General features: G+C 39.7%; 24 protein-coding genes. 10 read left to right on the top strand and 14 right to left on the bottom strand.

Features of this window, described 5'->3' with window-relative positions; translation table 11 throughout:
* Positions 1 to 54: 54 nt before the first annotated feature.
* The 3 genes from CH362_RS19305 to CH362_RS10555 all read left to right on the top strand — a co-directional run bounded on the left by CH362_RS19305 (position 55) and on the right by CH362_RS10555 (position 3,306).
* Positions 55 to 384 (top strand): hypothetical protein, encoded by a 330-nt coding sequence (locus CH362_RS19305; RefSeq protein WP_100710324.1) that lies wholly within the window; start codon positions 55 to 57, stop codon positions 382 to 384.
* A gap of 115 nt (positions 385 to 499) precedes the next feature.
* On the top strand, positions 500 to 2,908 hold the full coding sequence (locus CH362_RS10560) for a TonB-dependent receptor (protein ID WP_100710323.1): 2,409 nt from the start codon (positions 500 to 502) through the stop codon (positions 2,906 to 2,908).
* A gap of 8 nt (positions 2,909 to 2,916) precedes the next feature.
* Entirely contained in the window at positions 2,917 to 3,306 is a 390-nt protein-coding gene (locus CH362_RS10555; protein WP_100710322.1) for a hypothetical protein, read from the top strand.
* Between the two features lies 1 nt (position 3,307).
* Here CH362_RS10555 and CH362_RS10550 read toward each other — a convergent pair whose 3' ends face one another.
* Positions 3,308 to 3,754, bottom strand: a complete 447-nt coding sequence (locus CH362_RS10550; RefSeq protein ID WP_100710321.1) for a methylglyoxal synthase — start codon at positions 3,752 to 3,754, stop codon at positions 3,308 to 3,310.
* A 93-nt stretch (positions 3,755 to 3,847) separates the two neighbouring features.
* Here CH362_RS10550 and CH362_RS10545 point away from each other — a divergent pair, with 93 nt between their 5' ends.
* Entirely contained in the window at positions 3,848 to 4,654 is an 807-nt protein-coding gene (locus CH362_RS10545; RefSeq protein WP_100710320.1) for an FcpA-related putative periplasmic flagellar protein, read from the top strand.
* 168 nt (positions 4,655 to 4,822) lie between these two features.
* Here CH362_RS10545 and CH362_RS10540 read toward each other — a convergent pair whose 3' ends face one another.
* From CH362_RS10540 to miaB, 3 genes are all read right to left on the bottom strand, one after another.
* Positions 4,823 to 5,659 (bottom strand): hypothetical protein, encoded by an 837-nt coding sequence (locus tag CH362_RS10540; RefSeq protein ID WP_100710319.1) that lies wholly within the window; start codon positions 5,657 to 5,659, stop codon positions 4,823 to 4,825.
* A gap of 86 nt (positions 5,660 to 5,745) precedes the next feature.
* Positions 5,746 to 7,512, bottom strand: a complete 1,767-nt coding sequence (locus CH362_RS10535) for an LptF/LptG family permease (protein ID WP_100710318.1) — start codon at positions 7,510 to 7,512, stop codon at positions 5,746 to 5,748.
* Complete coding sequence (gene miaB / locus CH362_RS10530) at positions 7,509 to 8,858, bottom strand: tRNA (N6-isopentenyl adenosine(37)-C2)-methylthiotransferase MiaB (protein WP_100710317.1); 1,350 nt, start codon at positions 8,856 to 8,858, stop codon at positions 7,509 to 7,511. Before miaB ends, CH362_RS10535 begins: the two co-directional genes overlap by 4 nt.
* A gap of 113 nt (positions 8,859 to 8,971) precedes the next feature.
* Between miaB and CH362_RS10525 the strand changes: the two genes are divergently transcribed.
* A complete protein-coding gene (locus tag CH362_RS10525) occupies positions 8,972 to 9,616 on the top strand; it encodes a J domain-containing protein (protein ID WP_100710316.1) in 645 nt (214 codons plus the stop codon).
* Complete coding sequence (locus CH362_RS10520) at positions 9,588 to 10,229, top strand: hypothetical protein (RefSeq protein ID WP_086446026.1); 642 nt, start codon at positions 9,588 to 9,590, stop codon at positions 10,227 to 10,229. The genes CH362_RS10525 and CH362_RS10520 overlap by 29 nt, the downstream gene beginning before the upstream one ends.
* Positions 10,230 to 10,264: 35 nt before the next feature.
* On the opposite strand, the gene CH362_RS10515 is transcribed toward CH362_RS10520, so the two are convergent.
* The 5 genes from CH362_RS10515 to ribH form a co-directional block, all read right to left on the bottom strand.
* The gene (locus CH362_RS10515; protein WP_100710315.1) at positions 10,265 to 10,903 is read right to left on the bottom strand and encodes a hypothetical protein; all 639 of its coding nucleotides are present in this window, start codon (positions 10,901 to 10,903) and stop codon (positions 10,265 to 10,267) included.
* A gap of 1 nt (position 10,904) precedes the next feature.
* Complete coding sequence (locus CH362_RS10510) at positions 10,905 to 12,086, bottom strand: HEAT repeat domain-containing protein (protein WP_100710314.1); 1,182 nt, start codon at positions 12,084 to 12,086, stop codon at positions 10,905 to 10,907.
* A gap of 155 nt (positions 12,087 to 12,241) precedes the next feature.
* Positions 12,242 to 14,314: a tetratricopeptide repeat protein gene (locus CH362_RS10505; RefSeq protein ID WP_165780262.1), complete on the bottom strand. Its 2,073-nt coding sequence runs from the start codon at positions 14,312 to 14,314 to the stop codon at positions 12,242 to 12,244.
* Positions 14,262 to 14,726, bottom strand: a complete 465-nt coding sequence (gene nusB, locus CH362_RS10500) for a transcription antitermination factor NusB (protein WP_100710313.1) — start codon at positions 14,724 to 14,726, stop codon at positions 14,262 to 14,264. The genes CH362_RS10505 and nusB overlap by 53 nt, the downstream gene beginning before the upstream one ends.
* 3 nt (positions 14,727 to 14,729) lie before the next feature.
* The gene (gene ribH, locus CH362_RS10495; protein WP_100710312.1) at positions 14,730 to 15,191 is read right to left on the bottom strand and encodes a 6,7-dimethyl-8-ribityllumazine synthase; all 462 of its coding nucleotides are present in this window, start codon (positions 15,189 to 15,191) and stop codon (positions 14,730 to 14,732) included.
* 47 nt (positions 15,192 to 15,238) lie between these two features.
* Here ribH and CH362_RS10490 point away from each other — a divergent pair, with 47 nt between their 5' ends.
* On the top strand, positions 15,239 to 16,042 hold the full coding sequence (locus tag CH362_RS10490; RefSeq protein WP_100710311.1) for a tetratricopeptide repeat protein: 804 nt from the start codon (positions 15,239 to 15,241) through the stop codon (positions 16,040 to 16,042).
* Here CH362_RS10490 and CH362_RS19260 read toward each other — a convergent pair.
* Entirely contained in the window at positions 16,039 to 16,206 is a 168-nt protein-coding gene (locus tag CH362_RS19260) for a hypothetical protein (RefSeq protein WP_165780256.1), read from the bottom strand. The two genes, CH362_RS10490 and CH362_RS19260, sit on opposite strands and share 4 nt — an antisense overlap.
* A gap of 76 nt (positions 16,207 to 16,282) precedes the next feature.
* On the opposite strand from CH362_RS19260, the gene CH362_RS10485 reads away from it, so the two are divergent.
* A complete protein-coding gene (locus CH362_RS10485; protein ID WP_100710310.1) occupies positions 16,283 to 16,861 on the top strand; it encodes a hypothetical protein in 579 nt (192 codons plus the stop codon).
* The gene (locus CH362_RS10480; protein WP_100710309.1) at positions 16,855 to 18,189 is read left to right on the top strand and encodes a peptidoglycan recognition protein family protein; all 1,335 of its coding nucleotides are present in this window, start codon (positions 16,855 to 16,857) and stop codon (positions 18,187 to 18,189) included. Before CH362_RS10485 ends, CH362_RS10480 begins: the two co-directional genes overlap by 7 nt.
* On the opposite strand, the gene CH362_RS10475 is transcribed toward CH362_RS10480, so the two are convergent.
* Positions 18,170 to 19,390, bottom strand: a complete 1,221-nt coding sequence (locus tag CH362_RS10475) for a helix-turn-helix domain-containing protein (RefSeq protein ID WP_100710308.1) — start codon at positions 19,388 to 19,390, stop codon at positions 18,170 to 18,172. The two genes, CH362_RS10480 and CH362_RS10475, sit on opposite strands and share 20 nt — an antisense overlap.
* A 323-nt stretch (positions 19,391 to 19,713) precedes the next feature.
* Here CH362_RS10475 and CH362_RS10470 point away from each other — a divergent pair, with 323 nt between their 5' ends.
* Positions 19,714 to 22,017 carry a hypothetical protein gene (locus CH362_RS10470; protein WP_100710603.1) on the top strand — a complete coding sequence of 768 codons (2,304 nt, stop codon included), beginning with the start codon at positions 19,714 to 19,716 and terminating at the stop codon, positions 22,015 to 22,017.
* Between the two features lie 105 nt (positions 22,018 to 22,122).
* On the opposite strand, the gene CH362_RS10465 is transcribed toward CH362_RS10470, so the two are convergent.
* From CH362_RS10465 to CH362_RS10455, 3 genes are all read right to left on the bottom strand, one after another.
* On the bottom strand, positions 22,123 to 22,590 hold the full coding sequence (locus CH362_RS10465) for a Dps family protein (protein ID WP_016543993.1): 468 nt from the start codon (positions 22,588 to 22,590) through the stop codon (positions 22,123 to 22,125).
* A 185-nt stretch (positions 22,591 to 22,775) separates the two neighbouring features.
* Positions 22,776 to 23,177, bottom strand: coding sequence for a hypothetical protein (locus CH362_RS10460; protein ID WP_125169718.1), 402 nt, complete (start codon positions 23,175 to 23,177; stop codon positions 22,776 to 22,778).
* Positions 23,178 to 23,337: 160 nt separating this feature from the next.
* Positions 23,338 to 23,754: a TIGR04452 family lipoprotein gene (locus CH362_RS10455; protein WP_100710306.1), complete on the bottom strand. Its 417-nt coding sequence runs from the start codon at positions 23,752 to 23,754 to the stop codon at positions 23,338 to 23,340.
* Positions 23,755 to 23,761: the final 7 nt, after the last annotated feature.

Genomic DNA, 23,761 nt, shown 5'->3' with positions numbered 1-23,761 from the left:
TAGGCGGCCAAAAAATTACTTGCTTATTAATAACGATTTATCATTATTGAAAAAATGAGATCTTTGGTGGGAAGTCGAGGAAACGGGCTTAGGTCCTTCTTTGCGTTGTTCGCGTTTTGTGGCGGACTTTTACTTACAAGCACCCACTCACATTTGGATATATCCGAAAAGGGAATATTCTCCAAACATTCTTCCAAAATATCCCAAGAAGCTTGTTTTGTTTGTATTCATACCCAGGCTAATTCTAAGGCCGAATTCGCTCAAGGTCCGAGATCAGAACAACCTGTTCTAGAATATAATGAATTTATAATTTTTGATTTTATTCCTGTTCAAATTTCCCAATCGGGAATCTTGAGAGGACGAGCCCCTCCTTATTTTTCCTAATCTATCTGCATCTACTGTTTTCAGCGGCTTTGCCATTTGTAAGCCGCTTTGAATTTTATTTTGTATATGAAGAACCCGACCCCGAGAAACCCGAGGGGTCTGGAGTTTAGGAAGAATGAAAAGTATTTTATATAAATTTAATTTATTACCTGTGTTTATTGGCATATTTTTGCCATTTTCAGAAGTTTTTTCCCTGGATGTGAACGTCAGAGGGATTCTTAAGGATTCGGAAGGACATCCTATTTCGGGAGCTAAATTATTCCTTACTGAAAACAAATACGTAGCAAGATCCGGCAAAGACGGTAGTTTCGAATTTCAGCACGTCTCCCCAGGAAATTACACGTTAGTTGCTTCTGCTCCTAATTATGAATTGAAAACTGAAAGATTCGAAGTGAAGGATCTAGACAAGGTTTTGGATATCGTTTTAAAACCTTCTCTATTAGAAGGTGTGGCGATCAATGTTACTGCCAAAACTTTGGCTTCAGATTTTTTATCCACTCCACAACCTACTACTGTCTTAGAAGGTAGACAATTACAAAGGTTAAGGGGTCAGAACGTTATGTCTGCCCTTGAAAACACTCCAGGAACTGCAACTTTAACCACTGGTGCAGGAACATCTAAACCGGTGATCCGGGGTTTGACAGGCCAAAGAGTATTGGTGATGACTGATGGAGTGAGGCAAGAAGAGCAGCAGTTTGGAGATGACCATACTGTCGACTTAGACGCATTTAACATCGATAAGATGGAAATTGTTAGGGGCCCTGGATCTGTTCTTTATGGTTCAGATGCTTTAGGTGGTGTTATTAATGTGATTCGCTCCAAGGCACCGACTGCAAAAGACGGTGCTCCTCTTTTAGGTGGAACGATTTCTACAAATAGTTTTTCAAATAATAAACAAGATGCAGGTGCTATATCTCTCTTTGGTTATCATAAAGATACTAATTTCGGCTATAGAGTGCAAACGGATACTCGAAAAGCAGGAAGGATCACTACTCCGAAAGGAACACTTCCTAACACTGGCTTTCATGAAAGAAACGTGAATGCTTCTATAGGGACCGATGGGTCTTGGGGGAACTTCTATGTGGATTCTTTTCAGAGATACCAAGAGCAGGATCTATATGATAATCCGAATGAATCTCCTGGTGCCAGCGCTTATCAAACTGTTCTTCATCAAAAAACTCATGTGCATGCTTTTTTCATTCTTCCTTACGTGAATGTAGAATTGGATGCAGCTTACCAAAGAAACAATCGTAGAGAAATTGAAGATAAGAATAGGTATATGCCAATCAAGGATACATTGCTGGATCCTTCTATCGATTCTTTCACCAAGGTAGCTTCTGCTTATCAAGTGAATAAATATGATTATAAACAGGGATTAAATCTCTCCTTAGATACTACTACTGCAGATGCAAAAATCCATCACAAAGAATGGAAAGGCCTGAAAGGTACTGTTGGCATATCAGGTATGCAACAAAGAAGTAATACGATCGGAACTGAACCTTTGATACCAGGTTATGGTTTAAGCAATATTGGATTTTTCTTATTCGAAGAATGGAAACTGGGAGACTTTAGTTTTTCTGCAGGTGCTCGAACTGATAAAAGAAGTATGGACATTAGAGCTAACGCAGACCTGGGTAATTTGGAACAGACCAGAAATTATTCTGCAAGCACTGGAAGTTTAGGGACCGTCTGGAAATTTGCTAAAGATTTTTCTTTGGCATTAAATGCAGGTAGAGGTTTTAGAGCTCCGACCCCTTTTGAATTATTCGCCAATGGAGTTCACGAAGGAAGCGGCCGATTCGAGATCGGTAAAGATAGTTTAAGACCAGAAACTTCTTTGAACTATGATGCTTCTGTCCGTTTTGCAAATGATAAGTTCCAAGCAGAGTTTAGTGTTTTTAGAAATAAAATAGATAATTACATTTATTCTGTAAGCGCTGGTGCTATTGATTCAGATTCTGGGCTCCCTATGTATAGATACAGGCAAGATGCAGCGAAGTTAGAAGGTGGAGAATTTAGCTTCCAAGCTCAGGCTACTTCTTGGCTCGTGCTCACAGGTGGTATTGATATTCTAAGAGCTACCATTCAAAAAAATATTCCTCCGGAAATTGCCCTGAATCCTGGAGGCACAGATCCTAATTCAGTATATTCTGATATTAGAAATAAATATCTTCCTAGGATGACTCCGAATCGAGCTCGCTTAGGCCTTAGATTCACAACAAATAAACTTTTCGGAATTTCCAAACCATATATATCCGTGAACGGCACGTTTGTTCAGTCCCAGTATAAGGTGGATAAATTAGAAACTCCGACACAAGGTTATAATTTATACGATATTGGTTTCGGTGGAGAAATTCCAGGTTTAACAAACGGAACTGAATCCGCGACCTTCGATGTGGCGGTATTGAATATCTTCGACAAAGAATATGTTAATCATCTAAGCCGTTATAAGGAATATGCTTTGAATCCTGGAACAAATGTCACTTTCAAAACGACAATCCCATTTACTCTGATCTCAGAATGAGGAATTTTATGAACCTTAGATACATTTTACTTTATATATTTATAATATTTTTATATTCTTCCTGTTCTTCTGATCCACAAACCAAAAAGGAGAAGGAGGATTATCAAAATCAATCTTTGATTTCCACGGCATTAAACGGAAATCAAAGATCTGACTGTGTTTACTGCTCAGATACTCGGGCTTTCGAAGGAAATTGCTCCTGCTTTAAACAGATCCCTGTTTTTTCCTGTGCAGGTATTCCTTCCGGCAAGGGCAAATCGAACTCTTATAAGGTTTCTTGCGATGAGTTGGTAGAATTAGGGACTTGGAGCCAAGCTTCTTCTGATTCCTATTCCTGTAGTTATCTTACCTGCCCTCCGGAAGCGTATAGGGCAGCGTTTACAGAAGAAGGTAAATAGCTCAGTAAATCGGAAGCCCTGTATTGTAATCGATTGTAGTTTTTTTATAGGATGTGGCAAGAAGGTCAGAAGAGATCAAATAATCAGCTGACCTTCTATTATTAGCAATTGGAATATTATAAAGTACTGCAATTCTCAAAAGAGCCTTAACGTCCGGATCATGAGGTTGAGCTGTGAGCGGATCCCAGAAGAAGATGACAACGTCGATCTCTCCGTCTACGATCTTTGCTCCAATCTGCTGATCTCCGCCGAGTGGTCCGGATAAAAATCTATGAACAGGCAAATCTGTTTTCTCATGGACGATCTTTCCCGTAGTCCCCGTCGCATAAAGGTGATGTTTAGAAAGTATATCCTTGTGAAGTTGCACCCATTCTACTAGATCTTCTTTTTTATTATCATGTGCAATGAGTACGATACGTTTTGTTTTTGGGACTTCGGGGCTTTGCATATTCTGCTCCTAAATCAAAATCATCGGAAGGCTTTCCGAATGAAACCATTTTTATAGTTTATCTCTCGGAGCGGTTTCCCGATCCTAGTGCTAATGAAACTCGTTAAGCTTTCATGCTTAAGATCTTTGCTCTTATTTGTAATGATCATCTCTTCTTCTGATCTATTTACCCAAGAAGACCCACATGATCACCCCAAAAAACTGGAAATCTTGATCCCTGAATCTGCAAAAGATGGCCCCTGGAGTGATGATCCCAACGAATTCAAGGACATTGATTTCTTAGGAGATTTTTCAGAAGGAAATTCCAAACAAGCTTTAGAAAGGACGGAGGGATATTTCTCCGCCGCCTTGGATGGTTTCAGAAAAGTTTCGGATAGTATAAAATCCAAAAGGGAAAAAGAAGAAGGTAAGGTTCTTGATTCCGAAAGATTCCCTTGGCAAAGAAAGACAAGGTTAGAAAACGCTGAAAGAGTTTGGAACAGAGAGCTCACCAGAGCAAGGCTGGATTCAGTTAAAAATCTTTCCCTCGCAATGAAAAATCTGGATAAGATTGCAAATCCGAACATTAGAAAATCTGAATCTTTCTTGGAATTACAAGCAGGAGTTTATAGAGAATTTATCAAACATCAGTATGCTCTTAAAAACTTCAACCAGTCTGCGGAGTTTTTGGAGAAGTATATTTCTCTGGATCCTAAGTTTAACGACGAAGCAGAGCCTCATCGAATTTTATCTCATTGTTATGAAAGACTTTATCTCTCTGCTAAGAAATCTGGCCATCCAGAAGGGATGGATTATTATAAGGATAGAAGAAAGAAACACGGGATCTTATACGCAGAAAAAGCCTACGGTAGGAATTCCTACGAATTCAAAAAAGTTTTAGAATTGTTTGCGAGAGAATAAGTAGCAACTGGCTTGTTGGAATTCCAACAAGAGTTAGTGGTAGAAAATTCTGTTGTAAGTTTTGAGGAAATGTGGTAGGCCGAAAAGGCGCTCCCACGGGCCACTCCCCCCTCCCAAAGCAGGGTGGGGGCGAACTCCTAAACCACGTAGGAGTTCCAACACCTAATTCTAATTAGTCTCAGGAAGTCCTAGTTCTTTCCTAAGGCGTTTATTTTCCTCAACTAGATCTTTGATCTCTTGTTCCGTATATTCGAATAGTTTCGTATGAGCTTCGAGGATATTTTTCATTTCGATCTCTTCTATGCTAGAATATTCCAAGGCTCTTTCAGTAGCTTTTTTAAGCTCGAGCGCATGTTTTAGTTCCATAGTTTTAAGATTGTCTATGATTTCAGAAACTTTCAATCTTTCATGAAGAGTCAAAAGTTCTTGGTTCTTGAGTTCGTTCACTCTTTCGATTGCTTTATTGATATCTTCGTTATTCTTCTTGATCTTTACTTCGAATTCAAGGATCGCATGAAGAGCAGCATTTGCCTTGTGAGTATCTTTATATTCTTTATTAGCGAGTTCAAAAACTCCCTCAAAAAATCCTACGTTAGCTAGGCAGCTATTCCCGATCTCGTTAGCCACCATTTTGAAAAATTCAGTCTGGATCACTCGGTCCAAAATAATCCTTAAAGATCTGGGTTGAACTGGATATTCTAAAACTTCGGTTTTACCTTTAGGAGAAAGTTTATTATAAATTTCTTCCGCTTCAGGAGAAGCTATAATGGTAAGCGCAACAAATGGATGAAGTTCAAAACGTTTTAGGAAATCGTCCTTAATGTCTGTCCATTCTTTCAGGTTGGTATTCACATAGAATACATTGATATCCTGAGCATCCAACTCTATCGATCTATAGTCCTTTAACTGGACCTTGCGAAGTTCGATATTAATTCTCGGATGTTTCCATATATGTACGGGGAATTCAGCTCCGGAAGTTATGTGCCAAATATTCGCGGTTTTCAAAGCCGACTCTCCCCCTTACTCGACATCATAAATAAGACGCCGAAAGCCGATCCCGTCCTTCTAAAAAACGGGAATCAGTATCGATTTTATCGATTTCTCCATAAGGATAATTTTTTGAGTCCCTCTGTCAATTTTGTTTTTAGGGAAGAAAGTGGTCCTTCTATCCGGGCAAAAACGCGGGCAACGGGGGAAAAGAACTTAGCAAGAATCTGAAAGAAATTTACTACAGCCGGCGGAAAACGCATATCGGTTCGTTTTAACATAACAACGGAACCAATGATCGCTATCGCAATGTTTCCACTCCAAGGTCCAAGCCAAACCGGAAACTTGGAATTTTCCGAAACATTTGACCCGAATGTGAAAAGAGCCCAATACACTATGATCAAAACAACTGCCATCGTAAAACTCATCCCTTTTCCGGAACGTTTTACTACGAGACCTAAAGGCAAGGATACTAAGGAAAAAATAATACAGGATACAGGGATCGCGTATCTTCTCTGGATCTCTACATCGAATTGAGAGACTCTTTTTTTAGCCTCTTTTAATAAAGTAGTCAGCTGAAGAACGATAGTAACACTCTGAGATTTCTGAGTATCCGAAATTGTAGGGTCGTTCATGATATTCGGCAATTCAAGTTGAAGCCGCAGAACTCTGTCTTTTAAATTTTCAGATCCGTCTGAAGGAATTCCCATCTCTTGCAAAATTTCAAGGCCAGGGATCTTTTCCAATCTTCCTGCTTTAATATTATTTCTGATATCGATCAGGGTCAAAAGAGTAAAAGAGCCGGGATCCACATTGATAACTAGACTTTTTTTCTCTTCGGTTTTTGGAATATTATAGTCCATCTCCCCTTTTCGAAGATCTCCGACTGAAAATTGCTGTTTGGCTCTGTCCCATTCTAAGATCCAAGCATCTTTCAATCGAATGGATTTTTCGAATTCGCCGTCAGGCCCCTTCTTCTCCACTAACGTTCCTTTTTTAGCGGATATGATTTGTGTAATATAAGATTCTCCTAATTGAACAGGACGGCTCGCAGCTCCCATGGATAGAAGAAATGGATCTTGGTTTTGTGGAATAAATACTGTCCATTCACGGATCTGAACTCCGGAAAGTTCTCCCGTTTTTGCGTTCACACCTTCCGTATACATTGCTATCGCTTTTTCAGAGCCTGCATTCTGCACTTGGTCTCCAGCAAACTGTCCAGGAGTTAACGCAAGAAGAGGATTATAAGCCAAAACCCATTTATTGAACTCAGTCATTTTGCGGGTATTGATTGGAGAAAGATAGAAGCACAAATACGCAACGAGAACAGCTAAGAATATACCGAACCCTACGAACACTACGTAAATCCGTGAGAATCCTATACCTGCAGAACGTATTGCGGTGATCTCCGAATCACCAGAAAGTCTTCCAGCTGCCATAACACCACTCATCAAACAAGCAAGAGGTGCAGTTGTAGGAAGAATATTCCCCAATAGATATCCGAAATAATCCAGGAGCCGGAAAGGATCCACACCCTTCCCCACAAAAAGCCCGATCATACTTTTTAGTGCGATCGCCATATAGATACTTGTGAAAAACAGAAGTGCGACAAAGAAAGAAGGTACAATTTCAGAGAGAATGTACCGGTCCAAAATAGGAAGCCATCTCCAGAACTTTTCTCTATCTGTATGAACAAAAAATCCTGGAGGAAGATCCGAAACGTTATGCACCCTTACAGAACGTAAATCTTTTCCTTCTGCTACTTTTCCGGCGGCTTCCGTTCCAAAACCTGTAGTATCAGTCCGATGTACTGCTTCGGACTTTTTTTTAGGAGAGGAATCGCCTCCCGAAGCACGGGAGTTCTTCTTCACTCTATCACCTCTCCTTTGAGAGTAGCGCTAGTAGCAAAATTGATCTTAACAGAAACAGTTTTTCCGATCAGAGAATCTACATTAACATTCTCCGGTAATTTAAAAACTGTCATTCTTCCGCAAGGAGTACGGCCGCAAGCTTCCTTGGAAGATTTTTTAGAAGCACCTTCTACCAAAATCGGAAATGTTTTACCAATTCTAGCTTTGTTTTGCTCCGCAGAAATAGAAGTTTGAAGATCCACGAGCTTAGTAAGACGTTCTCCCTTTACTTCTTCAGGTACATCGTCCGGATATCTTTTTTGGGCGATAGTACCTTCTCTCTCAGAATACTTAAACATAAATGCCATGTCGAAGCCAACTTTGCGAACCATGTCTAAAGTATCTTCGAATTGTTCTTCTGTTTCCCCAGGAAAACCTACTATAATGTCCGTTGTAATTCCGACATTTGGAACAATCGTTTTGATCTGATCCACTACTTCCAAAAATTCCTCTTTGGAATAAGTTCTTTTCATATTCTCTAACACATCTGTATTTCCAGACTGTAATGGAAGATGAATATTAGGACAAAATCTAGGATTTTCAGCCATAAGTTCCAAAAGATGCATTGGAAAATCTTTAGGGTGAGGAGAAGTAAAACGAATTCTTTCTATATCAGTTTCTTCTAATAGAAGTCGGACAAGCCCTGCAAAGTCGATACCTTCTGACTTATAAGAATTCACATTCTGTCCGAGCAAAGTAAGTTGTTTTACACCTTGAGCCACAAGATCACGAGTTTCTCTTACGATAGAATGAGGATCTCTACTTCTCTCTCTTCCTCTTGTATATGGAACCACGCAGAATGTGCAGAAATTATTACAACCTCTCATGATTGTAACAAATGCCTGGATACCATTTACGACTCTAGGTTCTATCTCATCATAAGTTTCAATTTTAGAAAGACGTGTTAAAGAAACAGGTTGTTTATCAGAACGAATCGTTTGGATCAGTTCAGGAAGAGTTCTATAATTATCAGGGCCAACAACCAAGTCCAAAGGAAGTTCCTGATGAAAAAGATCATCACCCAGATTCTGAGCCATACATCCGAGAACTCCAATTACTAGGTCTGGATTTCTTTTTTTCAGATATCCAAGACCTTGAAGCCTCGCATAAATTTTTGCGTGAGCATTCTCACGGATCGCACATGTATTTAAGAAGATAACGTCAGAAAGTTCCGGATCTGAAACTGTCTCAAACTGAGCGCCTTGCATCAAACTGGACACGATACCGGAATCGTATTCATTCATCTGGCAGCCATAGGTCTCTATATAAACCTTACCGGCCTTTTTTTCTACTTCAAGCACGCTCATAGGTCCAGTTTTGGAGAAGTAAAGGCCCTGTCAACCCGCTCGAAACCTTAAAAAAAAGTTTCCTTTCCTGCAGGGATAGGATCATAATCAGAATTCTTCTAAAGACGAATAACATGAATCGATCCGGAGCAGGACTCAGTCGTAAAACAGACTATTATGTATTATTGGATCTCTCCAGAGATGCCTCTCCCCGAGCCGTGGAAGAGGCTTTTCATCGATATGTACAAAACCTTCATGAACATTCCTGGATACCTTGGAAGGACGCAGAATTGAGAGAAGGCGCAGAAGCATACTATCATCTATCTGATCCCGCTAGACGAAAACGTTATGATTCTTCCTTAGATTATGAATTGGTGCTTCCAGATCCGGAAGGTGTGCCAGAAGAATTCGAACAATATTTTGAAGTCCAAAAAATTTCCACACCTACCGAATACGAGAGGCTATACAAACAATTCCTAATGCTAAAATATGAGAGAGAAGATAAACTTTGGATCTTCAGAGCTACAGTATATTTTATACTGGCTTGCTTCTCCGCATTGGTACTTTCTTCTCTCGTTTTTGTAGTATTCCAGAAAAACGGCTGGCTCTCTACAAGCGCAGACCTTTTCTATCGTAGATGGGGACTCTTGTTTTCCTGCACGTTTATGGGAACAGCATATACTCTGTTCCGAGTATTCTATCTGGAAAGAGTGATCTCAATTAGAGAGAAAAAAAGAGAAATAGAACAGAATGAAGAAGTCTCGGACATCGGACCCTAAAGCCTTAACAGAGGACGAAATACAATATTATTATACACTTCTTCAAGAAGAAGTTACAGAATATAACTGTGGAAGTTTATGTGCTCCTTCCAACGGTGGAATTCCAGTATGCTGCCAAGCAGATAATGCACTCCCAGCATTATACAAAGCAGAATATGAAATGTTATCCAAAAGAACTGACTTATGGAAAGCATATGTCCCGATGACCAGGGAAGAGAAAAAAGAATTCGCGGTATACGATCATAGGAAAATTACATTTTGTGAATGTAAGGGAGTGGCTCATTGCGAAAGAGAGAACCGTTCCATCAGTTGCAGGACTTTTCCGTTAGAACCTTATTTAGACACAAGAGGAGTTTTGGTTGGACTTGTATTCATGCAAGAATTCCAAACCAAATGTCCTCTAACTTCCAGAGCGAAAGATGTGCGGCAAGAATTCATAGATAACCATTTCTTGTTTTGGGAAAAACTTCTGTTCAGGGTTGAATCAGAATATGAAGTTTATACTGACTCGAGTAAAGCATATCGTAGAAAAAGAAAACGTACTGGAGTTGAATTCCCTATCCTATATCCAAGCCATCTAAAAGGGAAAGAATATCTGAAACAGTATATTTGATTCTGCAAACGATGCTGGAATTCCAACGTACGAATCTAATACTCAAACAGAAACCTAAAAGTAAAAAGTTCAAAACTTAGAATCTGGACTTCCAATTGATTCGGGCCTTTTTGAAAACAGGATTCAGGAAACGCTGCTAAAACTTTTTTGGTTTCTTCTTCATATGAATTCTTAGGATTCAATTTTGTTGGAGAAGAAGCCGGTTTAGAATTTTCGAATTTGTGTTTTGTGATCTGGTTCTTACCGTCTCTTCCACCACCCTTCTCCACCGGGAAAAAATAATAAGTATAAGGAAATTCTATCTTATCCTTTCCTTCACATTCTCCTAAACGGATACCAATCTCTCCCAAAATCTCCACAGGACGATATATAGTATTAGGACGAATATCCACTAAAAACACCCGTTTCCCTTTCGGGTCCCATCCCAGATTTGACTCCAATAGGCTTTCTTTAGATTTAGATATAGTCGTATTATTATTAGGATCTTCTAATATATTCTTTAAAATTTCGCCCCTGACTTCCCAAACTCGAATATCATAGGCAACCCTTTCTCTTTCAGAACGCTCAGGTCTTCCTTCTTTTTTATCCCAGGAACTCTCAGGCAAATATTTGCGTTCTAAAGTGGTTTTGCAGGAAGAAGTAAATAATATCAAAATAAGAAGGAAAACTCGCATTTCACTTTGATACTTTAATAGAAATGATCTCTCTGACTGCTTTTTCCATTTCGGATTTTACTTCGGGAGTTTTTTCGATTACATAAGCATCGAATAATGCAGGCAAACATTCCGGATCACCAATAATCCGAACAGTATCTACTGCCTGTAAACGAAGAGGGAGATATTCTTTTTTATTATTAGAAGCAAAAGAGATCAAAGCCGGAACAGAAGTTTTATCTTTCAATTCTGCTAATGCTTTTAAGAGAGAAAGTTTAACTTCATTTACTTTTTCTTTTTCAAAAATACGTTTGAGTTCATTGGTTCCAGGATTAAACCCTAATTTTCCCATCACTTCTGCAGCGCGAGAACGTAAACCTGGATCCTTGTCTCCGTCCAAAACAGTAAGTAATCCCTGCCCACCACCATGAGCTCCAAGATCCAAAAGTAGATCGATCAATCTTGCTTTGAGCCCAGGCACGGTTTCTTTTACTAATTGTTCAGAAACCGATTTAGCTCCTTGTTTATCATTCAGATAAAATAAAGCCTCAGTACAGATCTTTCGGAGATCCGCATTCGGCTCAGTGATCCCCTTATAGAAAAGAGAAATATACTGCCTACTTTTTCTATTTTTCAGGATCTCCAAACCATGAAGACGAACATCTTCGTCCGGGTCTGCGGCTGCCATTCTGGGAATATTTCCACGGTTATCAGGAATATTATTCTTATTTAATACTGTAAAAAATCTTCTGCGAAGAGCAGGGATATCATCTGTAGCGAATTTATTGATTAGATTCTGAACTCTTTCGTCTTTGATCCATATAGCAGATTCTAAAAAATATTCTCGATAGACCGGATTATTGGAAACTGCAAGATCCAAAACATGAGGCATCGCTCTGTCGTCCTTAATCCCTTGCACATATCTATAGGAAGATTGTCTCACTTCAAAATCAGTATGAGTGAGTCCTGCAATCACTGCATAGATGAGTCTTTTTTCCTTTTTACGATCCGCAAGCTCTAAGATCCTAGTTTGAATCTCAGTGTTCCGAGTAGTTTTAAAAACAGTATCAAGTTCGTTTGCCCAATATGGAGCGAGAGAGTCCAAATCCTCTAACTCTGAAAATAATGCTAAGGAAGCGAAGATACTATCTTCTCTCGCATCAGGCTCTGAAATAATTTTAGGAAGTTCTTTCACCAAATCCATACGATTCTTGGATTTGATTTCGGAGATAGCTCTGGCTTGGGATCTTCCTTTGGAAAGAACGGATTCCTTAAATGGATCCTTTTGTTCTTCGGCGAAAATACTTCTGCCGAAAGATAAAGTGAAGAATAGAACCAGACAAAAGAATGGAATTCTTTTCAGAAAAGACCGTCCCTCTTGGAGGAATCCTCCAATGCGGCCGTCGCGGCACGCTTATTATCGTAAGCTTCCGTATTAGACGGATCTAAGTCTATTGCATTTTGGAAGGAACGAACCGCCTTTTTATATTCTCCATTCTTATAAAATGCAACGCCTAGATAATTATAAGCGGTGGATGCTGTCTTGGGTTTTACTTCTGATCTTACGATCGCAGTCAATTCTTCGATCGCCTTTTCTCTATCTAAAACCGAATTGGAATCCAATAGAATTTTTGAAAGAACCAAACGTCCTTCATAATCTTCTGGATCCATATGAGCAGACCGATATGCCTCGTCTTTAGCTCTATTTTTCATATCAGGATCTTTGGATTTATTGTATAGAAGTGCGAGCTTCTTATGAGCCTGTTTGATCTCATTCGAATTTCTGGATCTGTTCAATACTTGTAATAAGATCTTTTCAGCACTAGAAGATTCTCCTGTGCCCATATATGCTTCCGCAAGTTTCAAGGCGACTTTGTAGTAATCTTCTTTTTGTTTAAAGAGCGCAGAGTATTCTTCTATCGCTTCTCTATAAAATTTATTTTCGAGATAATAATCGCCTAAGGCTTCCTTAGGTTTGATATCATCCGGATCCAAATAAGAAGCCTTACGGAAATTCTCAATTGCCTGGGTACCGTTGCCAGTATGTTTATAAACAAGGCCTAAATTATAATATGCCTTTGCATTTTTTGGATTCAGATCTAAGACTCGGTTCAGATAGGTGATCGCTTCTCCATATCTTTCCATTTGGTCCAAGACTACGCCTAAGTTTAATAATGCAGTCTCAGTAAAACTATCACCAGGAGTTGAGTCTACGATCCTTCTGTAAGTTTCTTCAGCAGCGAGAAGGTCACCTTTATTATAATATGTTTCTGCGAGTTGGAATAATAGATCCAAATTATTTGGATTATATTTTAAACCTTTTTGGAGTGCATTGATAGACTGCTCTCCTTGATTTAACTGTTCGAAACCTTCTGCAATAGACCTAAATAATTCCGGATCATTTGAACCTGCTTGGTTAGCAAGTTCCAGATATTTTACGGACTCTTCTAACTTACCATTCTTCTTCAAAACGATAGAAAGATTATACAATGCTTTTGCATCGTTAGGAGTTATAGTTGCCGTTTCTCTAAAATAATGTTCCGCAGAAACGTAATCTCCTCTATTATAGGAGATATTACCCAAATAAGAATTGGAGAGTGCAGCAAGTTTTCCACCTCTCGCTCTCATTACCACAAGTTTGAAATGTTCTTCTGCTTGTGGGATCTCTCCTTTTTTAAAATAACTTAACGCAAGGTTATAAGTCAGATAAGGATCATCTGGAGAAGTAGAAAGTCCCTGCTTATACGCATCTATAGCAGCGTCCGGATCATTGATCTCATTAAAAAGATTTCCCGCCATAAGAGCAATACGCGGATCATTGGGCGCGATCTCTCTTGCTTTTAGAGCAGTGCTTCTTGCTGCAGAATTTTGGCCGCTATGAGCATAAGCTAAAGTTAAATTATAATATGCGTATACGTTATTTCCATCCAGAGTGATTGCCTTCTGCAATGAATCTATTGCCTGAGGAAATCTTCCGTCCTCATCGTAGATCACTCCAAGAACAGTCAAAGCCAAAGACTTTTCCTGACTAGTTGCAGGGCCTGTCAAAAACTCTGTACAATAATCGAATGACTGCTTTCTATAATTCTGTTTATATAAAGTAACACATTTTGTCAGAAGTGGATTATTCGTACCATCTGGAAGATAAGGTCTTTGTAATTCTTGTGCAAGACTACCCTTAGGCATCAAAGGAGATTTGCCATCAGCAACTCCGTTTGCACCAAAGCCAGGTCTACCTTCTCTGAAAAAAGAATACCAAATCGCAAGACCGATCAAAAGAAGAAGGGACGCAGCTAAGGCTCCCCAAGCAAATGTAGTCGGATTATAATGGCGTCTGGGACGAAACTCTTCTGGCTCGTCTCCGTAATAGTAAGACGGCTTAGGTTCTTCCGTCTCCAGGAAGATTCGGTTCTTGCGGATCGGGTTTTCCATATCGGTTCGTCTCATACTGAAGGATGGAATCCAAGATCCCATTAATAAAAGGGACCGAATTCTCGCTTTCAAATTCCTTAGTCAACTCGACTGCTTCATCGATGGTGACCCTTGGCGGAATTTCCTTGGAATGCAATATCCCATAAATGGACAAACGTAGAATACATTTGTTCACCGGGGAAATTCTAGCAAAATCCCAATTCCTCGAGTATTTCTTGATGAGAGTATCGATTGTTTCCGCGTTTTTCACAACACCATTTATAATAGAAACGGCAAAATCCCTTTCTTCCGTTTCTATCTTTTTGTCGTACCAGCGGAACTTTAGGACCTCCGACAATGCGGAATTCACCAGTTCCAACTGGTATAATGCCATTACTGCGATTTCGCGGGACTTCCTTCTGGAAGAAGACATAGATTAGAGAAGCTTGAGCAGATTTGTCATTTCCACAGCAGTCAAAGCAGCCTCGTAGCCCTTATTACCTGCTTTGGTACCTGCTCTTTCGATGGCTTGCTCAATAGTATCTGTGGTCAAAACTCCAAAAATCACAGGCACAGAATGTTGCACTCCGATAGAACCTACTTTTGCAGATTCTCCGGCAACAAAATCAAAATGAGCAGTAGCTCCTCGGATCACCGCGCCTAAACAAATGATGGAATCGTATTTTTTACTTTGTGCAGCTTTAGAGACCACGATCGGAAGTTCGTATGCTCCCGGGATCCTAACCACAGTAATATCTTTATCTTCGACTCCTGTCATGCGGAGCCCTTCGAGTGAACCTTTTAAAAGGCTTTCGACTATGAATTCGTTAAAACGGGAGACAACAATACAATGTTTTTGTCCCTTTCCGTCCAGCTTGGCTTTCAATTCTTGAGGCATCTGTTTCCTGGTTGCTTCTTATATCGAGAAAACACAAGTTACCCTGAGTGGCAACCGGAAAAGAAGCTTCCAAATCCAAATTCTGCATATTCCTGATCCTATTAGGAATCCAGATTTTTACCCTTTCTTCCTGTGAGACCATCCGATCTTTTTGGAAACCTAAAGACGCATTTATAAAAAGTTTAGATCTGCCTGATTGGGTCCTAGATTCCTCAATCAAGTTAAGAATATTCAACGATTCTCCCAATGTAATCAATCCAGAAGACGCAATGCCAGAAGATGATATCGCTTCTTATGGGAACCAACTCAGAGTATTACTCGCAGTTTCGCCTGCAGCTATGAGAGACATATATGAGATGGCAGGATGTTTAGATGGAAGTGATCTAGTCAAAGTCCGCGGAAACAAAATGACGGATAGCGGAGAAGATATCTGGTTCGGAGTATGCAAGAGCGGAGCCCAAGATGCAATCGTGTTCAGAGTATTAGAGATGGGAAACAACCAACTCTATTATTTATATGAAGAAGAGCTGATCAAAACCTGGGACGAATCCAAAAAAAATGCAAAAACAAATCCTGATAAGTCAATGAGGCTCGCTACAAAGATCATAGAGCATGAACCTGCTCATCCAGGTGCCAGAAGATTACTCGGAAGTTTATATTTAAAGACCGGATATTGTGCAGGAGCGGTTCGTAATTATAGGATCTATCTACGGATACTTCCCCACTCTGCTGAAAAATCTAAAATAGATTCTCTACTTAAAAAAAGCTGCGGAGAAACTTTGGTCCCTAAAAAACCAGAACCAAAAGAATTTTCGGATGAACTTCCTACGATTGAGGAATCGGCGCCTTAGTCTTTCACTCTCAAAACGAGAGTGATCTTGCCGTCTGCTTTTTCTACCACTTCGAAACCTTCTTCCCTTAGAGTTTTTTTGATCCGATAAAATCCAAGGTTCACGACTTTAGGTGGGCCTGATTTGCGGGAAGAAGAAGGTAAATGTTTCGCAGAAGCATCCATCACTATTTAGTTTCGGCTTCGAGAAGCTCCGTCTTGACCTTGACAGAAAGAAAACCTTTTCCTAAATGAGAAAGAGATGAGGCGATTTCTTGCTCTCGTATTATTTTTCATCCTGTTGGCCCTAGGGGGCTCAGCCTTTTATTTCCAAGAATGGTTTGATTCTCCCGGATTTCGTTGGGTTATCTCCAAGTTTTCCTTTTGGGTTTTTCTATCCGTTCTGATACTTTCTGGCTTGGCAATGCTCCGGATTTTCAGCCGAGCGAAGAAGGCAATCCACACACAAAGACAGGCTATCGAAAAACACTTAAGTGGAATTTTAGAAGAATTAGTCCAGGATTCCCAAGCCTTAAGCGAATTCCTAAAGATAGACCTTCCGCAAATGGAAGAACGTATCAAAGTTTCCAGGGACAAACTCCCTAAAGAGATTTATTCTTCTTATACTGCAAACTGGACTAAGATCAGAACAGATGCAGAAGCTTCTCTCAGAGATTTGGAAACACTTCCCTTAGAGCCGGATTTCGGAGAAGAAAAAAACCGAGCGGTCCCTGAATACAAAGATCTTCTAAACAAACATACCAAAGCGAAATCAATTTTAGAAAGAGTCAGATCAGACCTTTCTCTATTAAAAGAAAGACTAACGGAGAGAGGATGTTGAGAACTGTCCTTTTATTACTCACTGCGTGTATTATATCGAGTTGTTCTTCCCTTCCGGAGACAAACTTTTCAATCGCTGAATTAGCTTCTCCTATTTATCCGATCTCTCAATTATTACCGAAGGATAAAAATACAATATCCCTTTCTGTTCTTCGCAAAAAAACAAAAGTGAGCGGGATATTACTCCATCATACCAAGGGACTTTCCGCAGAAGACTATATTACAAAAAGTGCAAATTCTGGATGGTTAGTCCATTATATCGTAGATAAAAAAGGCAAAATTTACGGAGTAGAAGATCCCGGGACTTCTCTCATCAAGGCTGCGCCAAAAACTGATACAAGTATGATCCATATCTCTTGGGAAGGAGATAAGGAAGATATACTCAAACGTCCTCTTCAAAAAAAATCCTTACTTTATACAATCGCAAAGACTTCTCAAGAATTTGGGATCCCAGTTACAAACTTCGATGTAGGCTCTCGTTCCGGGATATTTACACATAGTCAGGCCAAGAAAAAATTCGGCGGCTTCTTAAATGGAAGCGATTGTGGAAATGAGAATGTTCTAAAAGCACTTCTGGAAGAATTAAAAGGTTCCTACTTCTCCGAAATGGAATGGAAGGATAGATATGGAGAATGGGTTCTCAGGAAAGAAAAACCATTTGTAGGACAAAACGGCGAAGTTAAAGAGCCAAGCTACGATAAAGGTAGATCTATCACTCCTACTCCCAAGGCAGAACTAGAGAGTATCGAAAAAACCGCAGATGGACTTCTTCCGGAAGAAAAAAGACTTAAATACAATTATAGAGGTGCGATCACAGCTGATTGTGTTGTATTACATTTCACTGCTATCAATGATTATGATGGAACTCTAAGAGTATTAGAAAAACGGAATTTAGCTGCGACCTTCCTTGCAGATAAGGATGGTAAGATCTACCAATTACTGGATTCTCCACTTCATATGGCCGCGGCCGCTACAGGCACAAACCGAAATTGTTTCCAAATTGAGATCGTGGGCAAGGATACTGAGATGTTACTTGCAAATCCAGCACAGACTACCGCGGTTTCAAAACTTGTATATGAGCTTTGCCAAAAATACCAGATCCCTTTGAATAACGAAAGGATAGAATCTTTGAAAGGTGTGTTCTCCCATACTCAGGCAAAGAAAAAATGGGGAGGTTCTATCTTTTTAGATGCACAGGACTTTGATCCAGGCGAACCATATATGAAAAAAGTAATAGAGACTCTAGGCGGGACTTATTATTCGGAAAAAGATTGGTACGATAGAAATGGAGAAGAATGGATCCTACTCTTTACCGATTTTCAGCCTTGATCGGGCGATTTTTCACAGAAATTCGATCTGAATCACCGAGTTCCACCATACCACCCAGCCCTTTTCCTAAAGGGGGAACTCCTGTGCGTGCAGTATGCAGTTTTTGTTTTTCAGGAACATCTGACTTCTTCTGACGAAGTTGTGTAGGAGTTTTTCCTGTTACCTTTCGAAATGCATCATTAAAAGAAGATTTAGAATTAAATCCTACAAAATAACAGATAGAAAGAATGTCCTGATCCAGCTTTTCTTCCAGAAGTTTGACTGCTTCTTCTATCCTAAATCCGTTGATATAATTATGAAATCCGGTTTGTAGATGTTCATTTAAAAATTCAGTCAACTGATATGGTTTGATCCCCAAGTCTTCCGACAAAGAATGAAGAGTCAGCTCAGGATCTCGATATAGTTTATCTTCTCTCATTAATTCTTGGATCCTAAGTTCTAATAAGTTCAGATCCAAACCGATCAGTAGAGATTTTTCATACTTCTTCTTTCTCACTTCTCTAGTTAAAGGAGCAAAAAAATCCGGATATCTAGAAGGAGCCAAGAATAGAAGAGTCACTATCCCAGTTACAAGAAGTCCACCCACTCTAAATATTAGATCCAACCCGAACATGAATCCGAAAACCAAAGAGTACATTGCAAATACTGTAATGGTCGCCAGAATAAAAATGAATCTGATCTGTGACTTTAACTCAGGGATTGAGATCACAGTTATTAACATTCTATATCTAAATCCAAAATAAGCAGTAGTAAGCGCTGTTGTTAGAAAAAATCCCCAAGAAAGATAATGCTTATATCTGATATTTCTAAAGTCGCCCAAGTCCGAGATAATAGAATCCCAAGGCCTTCCAAAAAAAAGTAACTCACCTAAGAAAAAAAGACCAGGCACAAGAAAGTGAAGCCGTATATCCCTATATAAAGTTTGGTTTGGGTATATCAAAGAATGTGTATATAGTAAAGATAAGGGCCCTATAGCAGAAAAAGAAGTGAGTAATAAGAAGATTGCATGCGGATAAGTTCTGTCTATTTCCAAGACAACATTCGCAACTGTAAATAGTATGATCCCCAACGAAAGAAACAGAAGGGCTCCAATCCTGTCTTCTCTGCGTTTTATAGGTGGAATTAACTTTTGGACCACCAATAAAAAGGAAAGGCCACTTCCGAAGTAGAATATAGGAGTTACCACTTCGGGATTTAACATAGGCGGTATATTAAGAAAATCCCTAGGCTTGTCAAGTGTTCTCATTCGAAACAAGCGTTAGAACGATTTGAGATCCAATAAAATAAGTGAAAAATTTTTATTTCGAACACTTGCATTTTTCTTAATTCTCAAGAATCAATTCACCTTCTCCCTTATATCTTACTTATTTTCTAAATTATGATTTTTACACAACTGTTCGAATAATGAAACTCGAACGTTCGAATTCCGTGGTTCGGACGACCTAATTTTTATTATGGAGTATTCTTCTCCGCCAGAACTGATCCGGGATTTTTCTTTCCGGACTAGGGAGCGGAAAAATGGAAATGCAAAGATTACGTGCCGCAAAACGTTATTTGCGGTACGCCTTGTTAGGGATGGCTGTATTAGCTGCGGGTTGCCCCGTAGGAATTTTTACAGAATTCCCAAACCAGGAAGAAGTATGTAAATTTGATCCGATCCGAGAAGGAATTCGCGCAGTGTCCGCATCTTCTTTCCCGGAGCCGGTACTACAATCGGTGTTGGTAAATGGAAATCTTGTGTGGCAAACTGTAACGGATGGACCGGCATACCCGACTCCTTCTTTCAGTCCTGGCCAAACCATCACACTTAAAGGAACAGGTTTCGGAGCCGGACCTGAAATCGACTTTTCTAAGATCATGATCGGGAACACTAGGATTCTGGAAACTGATCTGGTCATGTTCGAACAGAGGTTGGACATCACGAAACAAGTGAACTTCGAAGTGAACGAACAAATGGATAGTTGGAGCAAATATATTCTTGCTTGGACCGATACTCAGATACAATTTAAAGTACCGGAACACGCCACCTCCGGCCCGTTAGTCGTCCAAATCCAGAAAAGGGTCGGATATAATGATTCTTTACTTCATCCGGGACAACCGCATAATGTAATTGATGCCCAAACTCGAAGAGTTACCGACGAAGATTATAAACATAAATGCGACGTGGTTTCTATCTTAAGCGATGCGAAAGGGACTGCTCCTTTACAAGTAAATGTGAACAATCCTGGATTCTCTTCCATCATCGCACTTGGTGAGAAAATTTTCTGGTCTTATGATTTCAATATCGGTGTAGCTCACGCGATCCGAAATTTAGATTGGAAGAAAATTTTCGCATACCAAGCCACGGACCCAGTTACCGGTTATACTGCAGATCCACTTCTTTTGTTCGGTGCTTACCAAACAGTTTCAGGTCAAGTCCCATCTGCAGCGATCGATAACGTATACTTTGATCGTTATCCGCAACCTACTCCGATCCCAGGATTTTTAGGTGGAGATCAAAAATTTAAAGGGAATACCAAGAATAGCGGTTGGGCAGGTTATAGATATGCGGAAGCTTCTCATCCATACACCGGTAACGGAGAATGGATCGGATTCAACTGTGCTTCTTGTCACGGTTACAAGATCACTTACGAGGCTTCTCCTGGAAACAGTGTGACTAAAGTAATCCCTGGACTTCCTAACCCTAAATGGTCCATGAAATGGTCTTTATTAGGAGATTTTAAAGGAATTAAGGAAAGCGAACCTGGACCAAGTTTTGATTCTTCTTCCAAAGATGTGGATAAAACGATGTTGATCTACGCTATGCCTCAGGGAGCGGGAGAACATGCGCTTATCCGGATCAAAGGAGAAGGAAGCGAGACAGATAACGATTATGAGTTCTCTCCAATCGCGATCCCGAACGTAACCAACTATATGGGAGTTAGAAGATCTCTTTCCCATTCCGAATCTTACGTAGGATTCGAAGGTTCTTATATTCATTCTGAAGAACCCGACGGTGCTACAGGTTCGATGTATGCAAAAGAACTACAAGCTCTTACAGCTTATATGACTAAGCTGGACGGGAACGATAAGGCTCTCAGACAAGTGGGAATGTATCGTTGGCTAAAATCCAAAGGTAAACTAATCGCTCAAGCAGGCGCAGATTCAGGAGAAGGTGCTTTTGTCCAGGCAGGATGGGAAAACCAACCGGGAATTGCGGCAGCAGTTGCAAGAGGAAAGACTACTTTCCAAAGAGATTGCGGATCTTGTCATAATGATAAAGTGGGCTTAAACTCTAATGAGAAGATGTTTAAGATAAACGAAGTGGGAAGATTTTTTGCTCCGACTATCTATCAAAAAGCACTGCAGTCCATTCGTGCCACTTTCTTAAGAGACATGTACTGGGTTCAACATAGAGGTCTACTAAGCGACGGACACGTCAGAAATTTGGAAGATTTAGTGAATCCTGCTCGTTGCACGGAAGGATCCCCTCTGTACAACCAGTATTATACTTTGCATGCGCCTGCATCCCCTGCTTTAGGTGGACCTGATTTCCCGGAACCGTATCCGGCTCAAAACAGGAAATCGGATGTATTCAGAGTAGTCAAATCTGCAGCTAACGACACCGGAACCAAGAGAAACAGATTCATCGAAAGACATAAATATTTCGTAACTGTTGCTTGGGATACGAACTATTATTACTGGGACTACCAAAAGATGAGAAGAGAATACGGCCCGCAAGAGTTGGGAACTTCTCAACCAATCGGAATGCCTGCCGCTCCTCACCCATGGTGTTCTGCCTCAGCGGCTGAGGTAGATGATCTAGTGGAGTATATCCTCACTCTCTAAACTCTTTACGGCCCGGGGAGAAAGATCGAATACCAGATCGATCTCTCCGGGTTCTTATTTCGGGGAATTCTCCCCGAAATATTTGTTTTTCAGAATATTCTAATTCTACTCCAACATACTTCTAAGCATCCAAGCAGTTTTTTCATGGATCTCTAATCTTTGGGTAAGAAGGTCTGTAGTTACCTCATCCCCTCCCGAATCCGCAGAAGGAAGGATCGCTCTTGCAGTTCGGATCACTGCTTCATGTCCTTCTACAAGATTTTTAAGCATATCTTCTGCTTTTGGAACTCCATCTTCTTCTTTTAAAGAAGTTAAAGAAGAGAATGCCTTATAGGTTCCTGGTGCCGGATAACCAAGAGAACGAATTCTTTCTGCAACCAGATCCAATGCATTCCAAAGTTCAGTGTACTGAGTCATGAACATCAGATGTAATGTATTAAATAAGGGTCCAGTAACGTTCCAATGGTAATTGTGAGTTTTTAAATATAAAAAGTACGTATCTGCTAAAAGCTTTTGCAGGCCTTGATTAATGGCCTCTCTATCCTTCTCCGGAATTCCTATATTCGGCTTCATAATTTTCTCCTGTTTTACCTATTTAGAATCATTCTAAATATATTGTTTAGACGGCGGCAAACGATTTCTAAACGATTTTTTTAAATTTATCAGGATCTAAATCAACTCGGAAATCCTTAATTTTTTTCGGAAAAACGAAGGAGCGGAATGGCATTCACAAGCAGACGGATTAATTAAAGTTTCTATTATAAATAATTCAAAGAAGGATCCGTATGAAATGCGGAAACACAGGTTGGAAATACGGGAATCTTCATACTTGCATAGACTCCGTTTCTAAAAGCGTTACAAGGAAGTGTATATACTTCTTCGATACAATTGTCCAAGTTCTTTTTATCCACAAACTTATATGCGGATTCACAAGTTCTCATCTCTTTCTTTTCGTTGAATTCATTTCCGACAGAATAACAAGCGTTACCGGTTAGAGTTTTAGTATAAGCAAGATTAAAATCAGGCTGAAAATACGAATTGCAAGTAGAAGATTTCATATTAACTGCATTCAAAAGTTGTGATTTAGCTTCATCCTTATCGACTTTTCCTTTTAATTTGTCGATTTCTTCCCAAGCAGCGTTAAACGTGCATTGAATCATAACAAATATTACTAATGGGATAAATCCAAACCGATTCACAAAGCGCATATAAAATAGTATCCGATCCTGAAACCAATCCAGACAACTATGTAAAAAAGAACATAAAAAAACTGCCCCGAGGCGGCTTTTCTTTTTAGCTGATATTTTTTGTGACTTCTACTTATTTTGGAAGTAGTCCAATTTCTTCAAAGTTACGACAATTCTCGCTTAAAGTGAAGATTCTGAAAGCTTGATAGTGACCTATATTAGAAAACTGTTCCATATCAGAAACACAATCATTTACTTTATCCTTTTTATAATATTTAGAGTCATCCAAATCCAGTGACAAAGAGATTAGTAATGCAGCGTCGAAAGCCTTAGTAGTGACCAAACCATTATAACCACCGAATTCCTTTTCGTAAAAAATTCCTTCTGCATTAAATGCGGCGTTTCGAATTTTCTCCCTCGCCTCCCCACCAGTATATGAATTCTTTGTCAAACTGGTTGACTCTATAAGATTACAATTTGCAACCAATGCAGTAAGAATAAATAATATAGCAACAACCTTGTTCATAAACTGATGTTCTCTGCTCCTCATTCTTTGT

Source organism: Leptospira saintgironsiae, from assembly GCF_002811765.1.
Classification (GTDB): Bacteria; Spirochaetota; Leptospiria; order Leptospirales; family Leptospiraceae; genus Leptospira_B; species Leptospira_B saintgironsiae.
This window is presented reverse-complemented; position numbering and strand designations above follow the sequence as displayed.

Excerpts from the sequence above, each read along its gene's own strand:
- CH362_RS19260 (WP_165780256.1), bottom strand. The coding sequence starts at position 16,206 with ATGGATGCTTCTGCGAAACATTTACCTTCTTCTTCCCGCAAATCAGGC.
- CH362_RS10510 (WP_100710314.1), bottom strand. The coding sequence starts at position 12,086 with ATGGATTTGGTGAAAGAACTTCCTAAAATTATTTCAGAGCCTGATGCG.
- CH362_RS10555 (WP_100710322.1), top strand. The coding sequence starts at position 2,917 with ATGAACCTTAGATACATTTTACTTTATATATTTATAATATTTTTATAT.
- CH362_RS10525 (WP_100710316.1), top strand. The coding sequence starts at position 8,972 with ATGAATCGATCCGGAGCAGGACTCAGTCGTAAAACAGACTATTATGTA.
- CH362_RS19305 (WP_100710324.1), top strand. The coding sequence starts at position 55 with ATGAGATCTTTGGTGGGAAGTCGAGGAAACGGGCTTAGGTCCTTCTTT.
- CH362_RS10545 (WP_100710320.1), top strand. The coding sequence starts at position 3,848 with ATGAAACTCGTTAAGCTTTCATGCTTAAGATCTTTGCTCTTATTTGTA.
- CH362_RS10515 (WP_100710315.1), bottom strand. The coding sequence starts at position 10,903 with ATGCGAGTTTTCCTTCTTATTTTGATATTATTTACTTCTTCCTGCAAA.
- CH362_RS10505 (WP_165780262.1), bottom strand. The coding sequence starts at position 14,314 with ATGGAAAACCCGATCCGCAAGAACCGAATCTTCCTGGAGACGGAAGAA.
- CH362_RS10520 (WP_086446026.1), top strand. The coding sequence starts at position 9,588 with ATGAAGAAGTCTCGGACATCGGACCCTAAAGCCTTAACAGAGGACGAA.
- CH362_RS10550 (WP_100710321.1), bottom strand. The coding sequence starts at position 3,754 with ATGCAAAGCCCCGAAGTCCCAAAAACAAAACGTATCGTACTCATTGCA.
- CH362_RS10560 (WP_100710323.1), top strand. The coding sequence starts at position 500 with ATGAAAAGTATTTTATATAAATTTAATTTATTACCTGTGTTTATTGGC.
- nusB (WP_100710313.1), bottom strand. The coding sequence starts at position 14,726 with ATGTCTTCTTCCAGAAGGAAGTCCCGCGAAATCGCAGTAATGGCATTA.
- miaB (WP_100710317.1), bottom strand. The coding sequence starts at position 8,858 with ATGAGCGTGCTTGAAGTAGAAAAAAAGGCCGGTAAGGTTTATATAGAG.
- ribH (WP_100710312.1), bottom strand. The coding sequence starts at position 15,191 with ATGCCTCAAGAATTGAAAGCCAAGCTGGACGGAAAGGGACAAAAACAT.
- CH362_RS10480 (WP_100710309.1), top strand. The coding sequence starts at position 16,855 with ATGTTGAGAACTGTCCTTTTATTACTCACTGCGTGTATTATATCGAGT.
- CH362_RS10485 (WP_100710310.1), top strand. The coding sequence starts at position 16,283 with ATGAGGCGATTTCTTGCTCTCGTATTATTTTTCATCCTGTTGGCCCTA.
- CH362_RS10455 (WP_100710306.1), bottom strand. The coding sequence starts at position 23,754 with ATGAGGAGCAGAGAACATCAGTTTATGAACAAGGTTGTTGCTATATTA.
- CH362_RS10465 (WP_016543993.1), bottom strand. The coding sequence starts at position 22,590 with ATGAAGCCGAATATAGGAATTCCGGAGAAGGATAGAGAGGCCATTAAT.
- CH362_RS10470 (WP_100710603.1), top strand. The coding sequence starts at position 19,714 with ATGCAAAGATTACGTGCCGCAAAACGTTATTTGCGGTACGCCTTGTTA.
- CH362_RS10475 (WP_100710308.1), bottom strand. The coding sequence starts at position 19,390 with ATGTTAAATCCCGAAGTGGTAACTCCTATATTCTACTTCGGAAGTGGC.
- CH362_RS10460 (WP_125169718.1), bottom strand. The coding sequence starts at position 23,177 with ATGATTCAATGCACGTTTAACGCTGCTTGGGAAGAAATCGACAAATTA.